At 70.3% G+C, this 11965-nt stretch carries 19 protein-coding genes and 1 pseudogene; 16 read left to right on the top strand and 4 right to left on the bottom strand.

Going from position 1 to position 11965, the window contains the following annotated elements:
- Positions 1 to 787: histidine phosphatase family protein (locus VR44_RS06370; RefSeq protein ID WP_045946387.1), on the top strand; the 787-nt coding region annotated here is incomplete at its 5' end.
- Positions 788 to 869: 82 nt separating this feature from the next.
- Here the strand turns inward: VR44_RS06370 and VR44_RS06375 are convergent.
- Positions 870 to 1427 (bottom strand): Uma2 family endonuclease, encoded by a 558-nt coding sequence (locus VR44_RS06375; RefSeq protein WP_052713485.1) that lies wholly within the window; start codon positions 1425 to 1427, stop codon positions 870 to 872.
- Positions 1428 to 1866: 439 nt separating this feature from the next.
- On the opposite strand from VR44_RS06375, the gene VR44_RS44815 reads away from it, so the two are divergent.
- From VR44_RS44815 to VR44_RS06390, 3 genes are read left to right on the top strand one after another with little or no spacing between them, the layout of a single operon-like run.
- Complete coding sequence (locus tag VR44_RS44815; RefSeq protein WP_157880224.1) at positions 1867 to 3465, top strand: helix-turn-helix domain-containing protein; 1599 nt, start codon at positions 1867 to 1869, stop codon at positions 3463 to 3465.
- The gene (locus VR44_RS06385) at positions 3462 to 3797 is read left to right on the top strand and encodes a DUF6083 domain-containing protein (RefSeq protein WP_045946389.1); all 336 of its coding nucleotides are present in this window, start codon (positions 3462 to 3464) and stop codon (positions 3795 to 3797) included. Before VR44_RS44815 ends, VR44_RS06385 begins: the two co-directional genes overlap by 4 nt.
- Complete coding sequence (locus VR44_RS06390; RefSeq protein ID WP_045946390.1) at positions 3794 to 4060, top strand: hypothetical protein; 267 nt, start codon at positions 3794 to 3796, stop codon at positions 4058 to 4060. Before VR44_RS06385 ends, VR44_RS06390 begins: the two co-directional genes overlap by 4 nt.
- Positions 4061 to 4229: 169 nt before the next feature.
- Here the strand turns inward: VR44_RS06390 and VR44_RS06395 are convergent, their stop codons facing one another.
- A complete protein-coding gene (locus tag VR44_RS06395) occupies positions 4230 to 4445 on the bottom strand; it encodes a hypothetical protein (RefSeq protein ID WP_045946391.1) in 216 nt (71 codons plus the stop codon).
- A 350-nt stretch (positions 4446 to 4795) separates the two neighbouring features.
- Here VR44_RS06395 and VR44_RS06400 point away from each other — a divergent pair, with 350 nt between their 5' ends.
- From VR44_RS06400 to VR44_RS06445, 12 genes are all read left to right on the top strand, one after another.
- Positions 4796 to 5128 (top strand): hypothetical protein, encoded by a 333-nt coding sequence (locus tag VR44_RS06400; RefSeq protein ID WP_045946392.1) that lies wholly within the window; start codon positions 4796 to 4798, stop codon positions 5126 to 5128.
- Positions 5125 to 5280, top strand: coding sequence for a hypothetical protein (locus tag VR44_RS44820; protein WP_157880225.1), 156 nt, complete (start codon positions 5125 to 5127; stop codon positions 5278 to 5280). The genes VR44_RS06400 and VR44_RS44820 overlap by 4 nt, the downstream gene beginning before the upstream one ends.
- 195 nt (positions 5281 to 5475) lie before the next feature.
- Positions 5476 to 6717, top strand: coding sequence for a DUF2637 domain-containing protein (locus tag VR44_RS42285; RefSeq protein ID WP_045946393.1), 1242 nt, complete (start codon positions 5476 to 5478; stop codon positions 6715 to 6717).
- Between the two features lie 159 nt (positions 6718 to 6876).
- A complete protein-coding gene (locus VR44_RS44825) occupies positions 6877 to 7038 on the top strand; it encodes a hypothetical protein (RefSeq protein ID WP_157880226.1) in 162 nt (53 codons plus the stop codon).
- Positions 7035 to 7427 (top strand): hypothetical protein, encoded by a 393-nt coding sequence (locus tag VR44_RS06410; RefSeq protein WP_045946394.1) that lies wholly within the window; start codon positions 7035 to 7037, stop codon positions 7425 to 7427. Before VR44_RS44825 ends, VR44_RS06410 begins: the two co-directional genes overlap by 4 nt.
- A gap of 2 nt (positions 7428 to 7429) precedes the next feature.
- Positions 7430 to 7954, top strand: a complete 525-nt coding sequence (locus VR44_RS06415) for a hypothetical protein (RefSeq protein ID WP_045946395.1) — start codon at positions 7430 to 7432, stop codon at positions 7952 to 7954.
- Complete coding sequence (locus VR44_RS06420; RefSeq protein ID WP_045946396.1) at positions 7951 to 8913, top strand: hypothetical protein; 963 nt, start codon at positions 7951 to 7953, stop codon at positions 8911 to 8913. Before VR44_RS06415 ends, VR44_RS06420 begins: the two co-directional genes overlap by 4 nt.
- Before the next feature lie 110 nt (positions 8914 to 9023).
- Positions 9024 to 9338, top strand: coding sequence for a hypothetical protein (locus VR44_RS06425; protein WP_045946397.1), 315 nt, complete (start codon positions 9024 to 9026; stop codon positions 9336 to 9338).
- Positions 9339 to 9367: 29 nt separating this feature from the next.
- The gene (locus VR44_RS06430) at positions 9368 to 9604 is read left to right on the top strand and encodes a hypothetical protein (protein ID WP_045946398.1); all 237 of its coding nucleotides are present in this window, start codon (positions 9368 to 9370) and stop codon (positions 9602 to 9604) included.
- Positions 9601 to 9873 carry a hypothetical protein gene (locus VR44_RS06435; RefSeq protein ID WP_157880227.1) on the top strand — a complete coding sequence of 91 codons (273 nt, stop codon included), beginning with the start codon at positions 9601 to 9603 and terminating at the stop codon, positions 9871 to 9873. The genes VR44_RS06430 and VR44_RS06435 overlap by 4 nt, the downstream gene beginning before the upstream one ends.
- Positions 9874 to 9951: 78 nt before the next feature.
- On the top strand, positions 9952 to 10617 hold the full coding sequence (locus tag VR44_RS06440) for a hypothetical protein (protein WP_045946400.1): 666 nt from the start codon (positions 9952 to 9954) through the stop codon (positions 10615 to 10617).
- Positions 10614 to 11012 (top strand): type II toxin-antitoxin system VapC family toxin, encoded by a 399-nt coding sequence (locus VR44_RS06445; protein WP_045946401.1) that lies wholly within the window; start codon positions 10614 to 10616, stop codon positions 11010 to 11012. The genes VR44_RS06440 and VR44_RS06445 overlap by 4 nt, the downstream gene beginning before the upstream one ends.
- A gap of 63 nt (positions 11013 to 11075) precedes the next feature.
- On the opposite strand, the gene VR44_RS06450 is transcribed toward VR44_RS06445, so the two are convergent.
- Positions 11076 to 11432, bottom strand: a complete 357-nt coding sequence (locus VR44_RS06450; RefSeq protein ID WP_045946403.1) for a hypothetical protein — start codon at positions 11430 to 11432, stop codon at positions 11076 to 11078.
- Between the two features lie 17 nt (positions 11433 to 11449).
- Positions 11450 to 11965 (bottom strand): annotated as a pseudogene (locus VR44_RS06455) (XRE family transcriptional regulator); the annotation flags it as partial.

Below are 11965 nucleotides of genomic sequence, written 5' to 3' on the forward strand. Positions count from 1 at the left end.
GCCCGGCACCACCTCCCCGGCCGGAACCCCGGCCCCGGGCTCCGCCCCGGCCCTGGCGCACGCTCGGGTCGGCACCGCGGCCCCGGCGGCCCCGGCCGGCACTGCTCCCCAGGCCCCGGCCGGCGGCGGCGCCCACGGCATGGCGGCCCCGGCTGCCGCAGGCGCCCCGGCGGGAGCCGCCCAGACCCGTCCCACCGCCGGAGGCACCGGCTGGGGCGGTCCCGACATGGGTGCGCCCGCCACCTTCGTGCTGCTGCGCCACGGCGAGACGGCCCTCACCCCGCAGAAGCGGTTCTCCGGCAGCGGCGGCACCGACCCGGAGCAAGCCGTCGTCAGCTCGCCGCTGCGCCGCTGCCGTGAGACCGCCCAGGCCGTCGCCGACCGCCTCGGGCTCCCGGTCACCGTCGAGGAAGGCCTGCGCGAGACGGACTTCGGCGCCTGGGAGGGCCTGACCTTCGCCGAGGTCCGGGAACGCTTCCCGGACGACCTCCAGGCCTGGCTGGACTCCCCGAAGGCCGCCCCCACGGGCGGCGGCGAGAGCTTCGCCGCCGTCACCCGCCGGGTCTCGGCCACCCGGGACCGGCTGCTGTCCGCGTACGCGGGCCGCACGGTGCTGCTGGTCACGCACGTGACCCCGGTCAAGACCCTGGTCCGCCTCGCGCTGGGCGCCCCGCCGGAGTCCCTGTTCAAGATGGAACTCTCCGCGGCCTCCCTCTCGGCGGTGGCCTACTACGCCGACGGCAACACCTCGGTCCGCCTCCTCAACGACACCTCGCACCTGCGCTGACGCGCCGCGATCCCGACAGGCCCCCTGAACCCTCTGAACCCCCTGAACTTCTAAAGGGAACAGGGGGTTCGGGAACCAACGGTCAGTCGGTGTAGCGGGGGAAGTCGCCGGTGTCGATCGTCCAGCGGCCGGCCTCCACCTTTTCCCCGAAGGAATACGTGTGGCTGGCCCTGTAGCTGCCGCCCACCGGATCCGAGTAGACGGTGACAAGGCCCTCGCGGGGGTCGATCAGCAGGTACGTCGGGATCCCCATGGCCGGGTAGGCGGCCAGCTCCTTCACGTAGTCGTTCTCCGGGTTCGTCTTGGAGACGACCTCGGCAACCAGCTCCACCAGCTCCGCATCCACGGCATCGCTGCTGGGGTCCAGGGCGTCCTCGGGGAGGGCCATCAGGTCGGGGATCCGGAGCTTCTCGACGCGCGGGTTCTCCATGTTGGTGTCGTTGAGCGCCGCCATCTCCGGCGTCTGGCGTTCGATCTGGCGCCGCAGGCGGAGCACGATCATGCCGTGGGCGGTGGTGGGACTCATCAAGGTGGTGAGGATCTCCGGTCCGTCGATCTCGACCTTGAATTTCCGGTCGCTCGGCGTGATCGCTGCGATTTCGTCCGCGAGGCGCCGCAGTTCCTCGTACGTAGCGGTCATGTGCTCCTCCAAGGGGTGCCTCAGCCAGCGTATCCAGCCGTACGCAGCGAACACCGCGCCGTGCAGGTGGGAGGCGGGGTCCCAGCCCGGGAAGGGAGTGGGACAGACGAGTCGGCCTGTACGCCGGGTTCTTGAGCCGCCCCCGCCTTGACCAGCATAAACGGGACGCATACCGGGTGTGACCTGCAAGGACGGGTCACAGAGGCGCATCGAGGCGCACGGAGGTTCACACCCCCGAATGCCCCCGAACGCCCCGGGGTCGTAGCTCACGCGGAAGGCGACGGGACCACTTCCCGGAAAGCAGAACAGGCCCTCGGCCTGGAAAACCGAGAGCCTGCACTGAACTGCCGGGGGTTGGAACTCCCCTTGTTCCACCCCAGAAGACTTTGGCCGTCAGGACGGGGCGGTACTCGGGCCTAAAGAATCCCCGAGCGCCTTCATGGTGCCAGATTTCGCGTTCGCCGGACAGGCGGATGCCCGGTTTGCGCCGTACGGAGCTGCATCCTGCCCTCCGTCCCCGAGGCGTGGTGCAGCAGCCTCTCCGCCGGTCACGCGCGCCTTCGTCACCCGCTTCCCGCTGTCCTGGATCGCCCCTCTTACGGGTGACGCCCTGCGGGTCGCGTCCACCATCACCGATCGAGGCCGAGCCGGCCGAGGCTGCTTCGCCTCCGACCAGACCATCGCCGACGCCCTCGGCATCAGCCGGTCCGCCGTGCAGTCCGCGCACCGGCAGATCGAGCGTCTCGAAGACGGCGGGGCCTCCAAGACGGAGACCTCTGGCCGGTCGACGCTCACGCGCTTCATGCGCCCCCTGCGGGTCCACGAGAACGGGAAGACCGCCGAGCCGTACGTCGAGACGTCCGCGCGGGCCCGGAACGAGATCAAGGGCAACCGGTACGCGGTCTACTCGTACGCCGCTTACTGCGCCGACGTGAAGAAGGCCGTCAAGGTGCGGTGCACGACCCCCTCGGCCGGATGCTGCGCATCCCACGTCTGCGCCCTCGGTGAGGACACCGCCCGCGCCCTTCTGCGCGGTCTGGAGGCGGACCGCTGGATCACCCAGACCCAGGCTGGGGGAGGGCGCCGAAAGGGCGCCTTCTACGACGTCCACCCCGTGCCGGCCGCTGCGGGAAACCCCCCGGATTCGGCGACAGCCAACCCCGAGGATCGGGCGACAACAAACCCCCCGGATTCGGCGACACAGAACAGGCCGCATCTAACAGGCTTCTCGGAACAGGCGCGCGAGGACTCCTGCGGTTCCGCCCGTAGGGCGACACCTGTAGTAGCGCGCGGTCCTGTGGAAAACCCGGCCGTCGGAACGTTCGAGCAGGCAGTGGCCTCGGACGAAACGGCTACGCCGGAACCGCCCAAGAAGCCCACCACCACGATCTCGGCAACGGCGTACCGCGTGCTCCGGCTGCTGCCGCTGAAGCTGTCTGCGGCCCAGTACGGCCTCGCCTCGAAGGCGATCGAGGAGGCGGTGGCCAAGGTCGACGGTGACGTCGAGCGTGTCAGCTACCGCGTCCACGGGCGCCTCGCCGACGAGCGCCATCCCGTCCGTGAGCCGTACGGCTGGCTGATCACCCGGGGCCTGCGCAACGACCAGTGCCCGGCCGCCGAGTGCGAGTCCGGCCGCATCTGGCCGACCGGCGCCGACTGCCCGACCTGTCGCGAGCGGTACGCCGACCGGCGCGGAACCCCGCTGATCTTCCGCGACCGCGCCACCGCGATCTACGAGGTGACGTGGACCTGCTCCGGCTGCGAGCGCCCCGGCACCGGTGAAGTACCCGCCGATGGGACCTGCGACGGCTGCCGCCACGCCGCCAACACGATCAAGGCCGCGCTGACCGCGTACCACCTACCGCCGGCCTACGAGAACGGCCTGCGGATGCCCGACCGCTGGCGCTGCGCCGAAGACGGCTGCCAGCAGGTCACCGAGGGCGCCCGGCCCGACCACGGCCGCTGCTGGCGGTGCGCCCCGAAGTACAAGCGCCGCCAGCGCACTCACCGCCGCTGGCAGACCGGGGGCACCGCATGAGCGCGAACAGCGAGCGGGGCGGCCGGCCCGAGTTCGGCCCGTGTGACGGGTGCGGCCTGATGGTGGAGTTCCGCGAGGTCATCGACCAGCAGCACGACGTGGCACTCCAGCCGGGCGAGTTCCCCAGCCAACGACTCCCCCAGCGGGCGCGCTGGCATCTCGCCAGCGGCATCGCCTGGCCGGGAGAGAACGAGACCGCCTGGTGCCGTCTCGATCACGACCTCATCTGTCCGGCGGCCGAGGAGCCGGAGGAACGAGTCCTGCGCAATCTCCAGAGCCGCCTCGCCGTACGGGCACGGCTCGCGTGGGACCGCAGATCGGACGGGCGATGACCTGCACCACCACCACGAAGGAGAAGAACATGAACGAGCGCGACTGGACCGAGCTGGTCGGCAAGGAGATCACCGTGGACGACAAGCCGATCTCCAGCACCGACGACGAAAGCGACCTGGACCGCCCGACCGTCTACCGGGGGACCGTCGTCAGCGCCACCAACGAACCTCCCGCCCTTCGGATCTTCCTGCCGAGGACGCGCAAGGAGATGACGGTGTACCCGAACCAGTGGGTGATCCGGGTCGTTGGCGAAACCGCCTGACCATGGCCCCCTGTCAGAACGAAGCGTGTGCCGAGGCGGACCCGCTCTCGCCGTGCGTCTGCCGATGCGGCGGGTGGGGTCACGCGGCCAAGACCCAGCCGGGCCTCTTCCAGGCCGAGGACATGCCGAGGCCCCCGCCGGAATCTCGACGGGGGCCTGGATGAGGGGATCAGGCAGTGGCCGGCGGCTCGGGCAGGCGGAAATCCTCACCGAGCGCACGGCAGGCCCGTTCGTACCAGGCGGGGTCAACGATCACGGCCCGCGGCTCCTCGTAGCGCATGACCACGGTGTGCACGGCGTTGTAGTGCGCCCGGTTGATGACCTCGGTGAAGTCCTTCCGGACCTCGGCGACGGTGCGCCGTGCGGATTCCTGTTCGTCAGCCATGCGCACATCGTACGAGCACCGCCCTCTTGCACAACAGATGCATGTTGTACAACACTAACTGACCGCAAGACCCCAACGCCGGAGCAGCAAGCCGGAGTTGAGGAGCACGACCAGGAGCCCGGCGGTGGACCGGGGGAGGCAGCCGGCGCCTTTGCAGTCCGGGAGAAGGCCGCGCGACGGCCTCTGAAAGCACCGGGCAAGGTCTCGGCGCATCGCGGCGGGCGGGCCCCAGCGGGACCTCCTCGGACGCCGGAGCAACACCGGCCCCGCCCACGCATCAACAACAAAGCCCCGACCGTGCGCGAACACGACCGGGGCGGCCGAACCCCTACGCAGCAGGGAGAACGACATTGAGCACCGTACCGCCCCGCATCCCCGACCCCCGCACCGGCCAGGCCGAACGCCGAGCCCACATCGCGGCCGTCATCGCCGAACTCACCGCCGAGCACCCCGACGCCACCCTGGTCTACGACGCCGTGATGGACGTCCTCGCGGCCGTTGACCGCATCCCCGGTGCCGTCCTGGAGATCCGCCTCCCCGGCGTCCTGGACGTCCACGACATGACCGCGCTGGGCGACACCCTCACCGAGGGCCGCACCTGGCGTACCGGCCGCCTCACCGAGGCCACCGGCGTCACCGAGCACGGCGCGCACGTCCGCGTCATGACGGAGGTGGCCGCGTGAGCGGGGTCCAGCTCAAGCTCCCCACCGGGTACGCGGTCACGCTCGACCAGCGCCGCCTCCGCGCCGCCCGGATCCGCACTGACCGCAAGCGCCGTGCGCAGGCAGTGGCCTGGCACCAGGCGGCCGTCGATTTCTTCGGCGGGATCCGGTGAAGCCGCAGAAGAAGGCCGGCTGCGGAACGGTCGTCCTGAACCTGGCCGCAGTCCTCTTCGTCATCTGGCTGGCTCTGCACCTCGGGACCGGCTCGTGATCCCCCGGCCGCCGCTGCACCAGCGGTACCGCTCTCTGGGCGCCTTCTTCCTCGGCGCCCGGCACGCACGTGCACAGATCAGAAAGGGGGGCGGCCGATGAAGCCTCCGCTCCAGCTCACCCGCACGCACAAGATCCTCATCGGCACCGTCACCTTCGGCGCCGTGGTGGTCGCCGGGATCGGCTTCGCCGGCTCCTACGCCGCCGTGCAGAAACTCGCGCTGCGGAAGGGCTTCGGCTCCTTCGCGTACGTCTTCCCCGTCGGCATCGACGCGGGGATCGGTGTCCTTCTGGCGCTTGATCTGCTGCTGTGCTGGATCCGGATCCCGTTCCCGGTCCTGCGGCACATCGCGTGGCTGCTGACGGCCGCCACCATCGCCTTCAACGGGGCTGCGGCGTGGCCGGATCCCCTCGGGGTCGGGATGCACGCGGTGATTCCCGTCCTGTTCGTGATCACTGTCGAAGCCGCCCGGCACGCGGTGGGCCGGATCGCCGACATCACCGCCGACAAGGACATGGACGGGGTCCGCATCACGCGGTGGCTGCTCGCCCCGGCCCCCACCTTCAAGCTGTGGCGCCGGATGAAGTTGTGGGAGCTGCGGAGCTACGAGCAGGCCGTGGGGATGGAGCAGGACCGCCTCGTCTACCGGACCCGCCTCCAAGCCCGGTACGGCCGCGCGTGGAGGCGCAAGGCACCGGTGGAGGCCGTGATACCGCTCCGGCTGGCCAAGCTCGGCGTACCCCTCGCGCAGACCGCCCCCGCAGGGCTGGCCGCTGCCGGAATCCTGATCGAGTGGAGGCCCTCGGCGCCTTCGGCCCCCGCGTTCGAGGAGCACGCCGAGACCGCCCTGGACCTGGCGGCCACGCCCGCACTCCCTCCAATCCGGACGGTGATCCCCTCTCCGGCCGTCGCCTTCGCGGCGGACAAGCCGAAGCGGCCACGCGAAGAGGTCAGCATCCGCATCCCGCCGGACGACGCGAACGGACTCGACGACTGCGAGGCGGACACGCAGGAGGAGGACACGCAGGAACCGGAGCCGGAGAACCTGCACGACGACCCGGCGGACACGCAGGACCCCCAAGCGGGCGACGCTGCCGACGAGTCGACAAACCCGCAGGATGCTCCGGCTTGTCCGCCCCCCGACAACAGCCTGACCGCCCGCAACGCACGCGCCGCCAAGGAAGCGGCCAAGCGCCGCTTGTCCTACGCGGAGGGCTGGCAGCAGGCCCAGCAGGACACGCCGGGCATCACTCAGGCCCAGTTCGCGGAACGGCTCGGGATCTCCCCCCGGACGCTCCGACGAGCACTCACCGAGAACACCCCCGCACTGACCGGCTGACGCATGGTCGCCCTCGGAGTCGAGCCCCGCACCGCGCGGGAGGACAGCCCCGAGGACGGCCACGGGCCCGCCGGCCCGCACACATGAAAACGGCGCCCTGGCCAAGAGCTTCCTACGGCCGGCCAGGGCGCCACCTACCCGTTAAGGAAGGAAGCCCCAGTGTCCCGTATAACGCGACTCTTCCGCCGCCCGGCGTACCGGTTCACCCACACGGGAAACCTGCTCTACTCCGTCCCCGCGCGTCCCGTCCACACCGCCCAGCCCGGCGCCGACGAGATCGCCCTGCGCACCGCGCTGATCCGGATGGGGGTCGGCCGGTGACGATCGACTGGCACAGCCTCCCCCCGCAGCAGGAGCCCGCCCACATCCCCGTCCTCACGCCCGACGCGCACCACGCCGTCGACTGGGACCGGGTCCGAGCCACGATCCGCCGCCTGCGCCCGCTCCGCGCCCTCGCCGTCACGGCCGTCGGGCTCTACCCCGCCGTCATGTGGTGCAACCGGATCGCCGGGCCCCTCGCGGCCGAGCGCGGAGTGCACACAGCCTTCGCCGCAGGCGCCATCACCACCGTCGTCTGCGCCGTGGGCGTCGCCAGCGGGGGAGGGCTGCGCCGCTGGATCGCCGGTCTCGGCCTGGTGGGCGCGATGGGCGGAACGCTCCTCGCCGACCCGACCCGGCACCTGGTCGTCACGTGGATCGTGGGGGCCTGACCATGGACTTGATCGAGTTCACGCACGCCGTGACCCGGGCCGGCGCAGGCTTCGGATTTTTCCTCGTGGTCGTCACCGCCGCGGCGGTCTTCTACGGAAACGGGCGCACGGTCAACGCCCTGAAAAAGCGCAGGATCTGGCTGCCCTGGGTCTCCTCCTTCGCGGTGATGGTGCTCGCCTCCGCCGTGTCCGGTGGCTTCCTCAGCAAGGTCTCCGCCGGATTCACCGGGACCAGCAACCGAGTCGGCTCCGAGGTCGGGAACACGGCGATCGGGCAGTCCGGCGAGGGCGCGGTGGAGATCCACGTCACCGAAGTGCTCAGCTACTCCGGATCGTGGATCGCCCTGTGCGCCGTCGTCGTCTGGCTGCTGTTCCTGTGGTTCGCGAAGGGCTGGGGGGAGCGGGCCCTGGCCCTGTCCGGCGCCCTCTCCGGCGCTTCGTGGGGCATCGCCACCTCCCTCGGCGGTGCGGCGGCCATGATCGGCGTTCCGCTCGTTTCCTGGCTCGGTGAGCAGGTGATCGGATGAGCACCAGACCCGGGCCGCTGATCACCCGCACCACCGCCGGAGCCGGGCACATCGCGGTCTTCCTCGCGCACTGGGCCGGCGGCCACACCGTCTCGGAGGAAGAACTTCTCCGCCGGATCATCAAGGCCCGCGCCGACGCCCATGCCGAAGCCGTCGACGAGCACCAGCGGGAGGCCCGGCGGGCGCACAAGAAGGCCACAAAGTTGCGCCGGATCGCCGCCGAGGATGGGGGCCTGGTCCCCGCCGCCCAGAGCGACCTCACCCGTGCCGAGCATGACGCGCGGCGCCACGAGGCCGCCCTGGAAGCCCTCGGGGACTTCGAGATCACCGACATCGACCCGGGGCAGGTGACGCACCTCCGGAAGCGGTACGCGGTCCTGCGGTGCACCGCCTTGGCCCTCCCCGTCGCCGGGGTGGTCGCGGGCTCGTGGCTGCTGGACGGGGTGGTGCTGCTGGTTTCCACGCTCGGCGTGGTGACCGCCTGCTGGCTGCGGGGGAACACGCCCTTCGAGTTGTCGGTGCGGCCTGTCCCGGCCGAACTCCTTTCCGCGACCGCCCGCCTGGTCCTGGAGCCCGCCGAGGAGGACGAAGCGGAACCGGAGCCCATCGAGGCCGACGACCTCGGAGCCTGGAGGCAAACCCTCCGCCGGTTCGTCGAGCACGCGGTGGCCCAAGCGCACCTGGAGAAGAAGGGCGGCGTCCTCGCCGTCGATCTCCTCCAGCGGCTCCAGGCGTCCGGGCTGCACCTCGACAAGGCCCCCGACGCCTTCCCCGCCGTCCTGCGCTCTGCCGATATCCCGGTGAAGAAGATCAGCGTGGACGGCACGAAGGCCCTCGGCGTCCAGTACACCGACCTGACCTCGGCACTGGGGCGGCTGCCTCAGCTCCCCGTCCACCTGGTGCCCGACTTGACCCAGAAAACGGGGCAGCCCCAGCCCCTCCCCCAGAAGGGGCCCTGACCCCCGGCTCCGGCCGGTTCCCGCAGGTCAGACGGCACTCGGTACCGCAGTACCGCTATCGGAGCCCCTGGGGGGAGGGGTCGACATCCCGCCCGTTCCGGACCCTGACCGTGGTCTCCAAGCACCCCTTGGAGGCTGCGGCCGGCCGCCCGGCCCACCACGAGAAAGGCACCCCGTTGCTCTTCCCGTCCCGCGAACAGCGCCTCCGCGCCCTGTACGCCGAACTCGACGCCCGCGCCGCCACCTTCGACAAGCTCAAGGTCGAAACGAGCGATCCGGCCTACCAGTACCACCGCGACAAGGTGAACGCCCTCACCGAGGAGATACGGCGCCTGGAAGAGGGCGCCGGCTGCGGCGTCCCCGCCTCGCTCATCCTCGCCGCGCTGATCTTCTTCGCGCTCCTCATCTTCGCCAACGTCCGCTAACCGGAATCACCACTCCTGAAAGGACACCCGTGGACCCCACGACCCGCCAGGCTGTCAACGCGATCACCGAGGCCCTTGAGGAAGGACGCGACGTCGCCGAATTCCTCGCACACGCCCTCGCCCACGTCGCCGCCGCCGAGGGAGGCGTGGACGAAGTGCTGCGCAACCGCCCCGGCTCCTGGGAGGCCACCCACGTGCGCGGCCTCCTGCACGGCACCGTCGGACCCGACGGCGAGGCCCTGATCCACTACCTGGAGACCCGATGACCATGACCGAGAAGCCGCCCATCCGCCCCAAGGGCGCCGGCATCGAGCCCCACGACGAGATGTGCGAGCGCTGCGGCTGGACGTACTCCATGGCGTGCCCCGAGTGCCCGGGGTGCGGCTGCTACACCGGGAAGTGCTCCGGCTGGCGCCACGGCGAGTACGGCGGCCAGGACGACGACGCCGAGCCGTACGACTGCGGGGACGACGAGTGCGAGGGGTGTGACGACTGCTCGCCGTACGGTCTGGCGTACGGGCAGGTGGGCTGGTGACTGGTGGGGGACATCGGGGGAAGATATGTGGTCCACGGTGTTCCGGCGGCCGTACGGTGGGGGAAGGAGAGGAGCCCGATGGACACGATCGAGTACAAGGACGAAGGCGACACGATCGCGGTAACGGTGCGGATGCCGAAGGCCGAGGTTGCCGCCGAGCGCCAGGAGGACGAGCCGGAGAGCACCGCGGCGCAGGCAGTGGCGTTCACGCACTTGGCGAACCTCTTCAGCGAAAACCTCCGGGACTCGCTTTCGCAGGCCGAGGCCGCCGCGGACATGGCACTCACGTATGTGGCCCGCCATGGGGACGACGTGCATTTCGTCGGCAGGTTTGTAGCGCTGTCCAAGATCCGACACATGATGCGTCAGCGCTGGACAACGGCGCCGATCCCCTGGGCCAAGCTGCACTCAGAAGGCGACTGGGACACGCGTCTCCACGAAATGATCGGCCGCCGGATACTGCTTGAAGTCCATGAGGATGGCCTCGTACCGGTCGCCATGGAGGCCACCGCGGAGGGTGACGTTGATGTGACCGCGTCCTCCGACGAGAAGGCGGCCCGGAGTCTGGCGCCGGCGTACGTAGTGACACCGGAGCAGCTCGCGGACGCGCTGCCAGCAAAGTGCACGCTCGGCAGGAAGTCCGCAGCAGACATCCTTGCCGCCCTCTCGGCCGCGGGCACCACTACAGCCACCCACGATGACGTGGTGGAGGCCCTTCGCGCCGAGCGGGAAGGTGACGAGTGATCGTTATCGATGCCAGCGCGGTCGTCGATCTCCTCGTAAGCACCGGAAAGATCAGTACCGTCGTGGCAAAGCGCATCGACGTTGAGGACACCGTTTTCGCGCCGGTCCATTTCGACTACGAGGTCGCCAAGGTCATTCGACGCCTGTTCCTGTCTCAGAAGATCGACAGGGTTCGCGCCGATGCCGCGATGGACGCTCTGCCCCTGCTGCCGATCGCCCGATTCGAGTTGCTGGACCTGCTCCCGAGGGTGTGGAGCCTGCGGGACAACGCCTTCACCGGCGATGCCCTGTACCTGGCCCTCGCGGAGAAGTTCGGCTGCCCCCTGGTGACCACAGACTCCAAGCTCAGCAACACCCCCGGACACCACGCCGTCATCGAGTACCTGACGGCCTGACCTCCGTGGAGGCCCCCGCCCCGGCCCCGAGCCGGCCCGCGGGGGCTTCGTCGTCTTCGGGGGTCAGATCGTCTGCTCGATGTGCTCGAAGATGTCGGCGTCGGTCTCCTGCTGCCACTCCGGCAGGGCGTCCCAGTCGGCGACGTAGCCGGGCTTCGGGTCCGGGATGTGCTTGTGGATCTGCGCGATCCAGCACAGGGCGACGAACCGGCCCTTCTGCTCCCGGCTCAGCTTCGACGTGTGGCCGCCGCTGACCGTGATGAAGTCGCGCACCTGCCCGTACACGGCCGCAGCGGACTGCCGTTCCCAGTCCGGGGTGTCGTCCCAGGGCGTGATGTAACCCGGCTTCGGTTCGCCGGGGAAGTGCTTCTTCACCCCGGTGATCCACGCCTCGCGGAAGATCCGGCCGTCGTCGTTCATCCCGTCCCCCTGTGTCATCAGACCGTCGCTCCGATCTTCTGCGAGAACCTGCGCAGCCCCGGCATCTCCGGGTTCATCATCAACAGCTCCGAAGCGATGGCCCGCACCTTGGGCCGGGTCGCTTCCTCCGGCGCGTACGACGCCAGGGCCCGCAGCGCGTGGAAGGTCTTCGTGGGCTCGTCCAGCGCCTGCCAGACCCGGGCGACGTCCATGCACATCCGCCCGCGCCGCTCGGCCGTCGGCAGCCGTCGGGGATCGAGCTTCTCCGCGTAGGTCAGCGCCTGGTCATCCTCGCCGAGGGCGTGGTGCACGCTAATCCGGAACCCCCGCGTCTGGGCCTCTCCGAACTCGCCCGGGATGTAGAGCCGCTGTGCTGCCGTCTCCCGACGCTTCGCCGTCTCCTCGGCCTCTCCGATCAGATCCATCGCCTGACCCCGCCAACCGGCCTGCGCCGCACTGTACGAGGCCGTCAGCATCAGCGTCCCCCGCATCGCGAGTTCGTCCGGGTGCTGGCCCAACCGCCCGGCGGCTTC

It is taken from the genome of Streptomyces katrae (assembly GCF_000966975.1).
In the GTDB taxonomy this organism is placed as follows: Bacteria; Actinomycetota; Actinomycetes; order Streptomycetales; family Streptomycetaceae; genus Streptomyces; species Streptomyces katrae.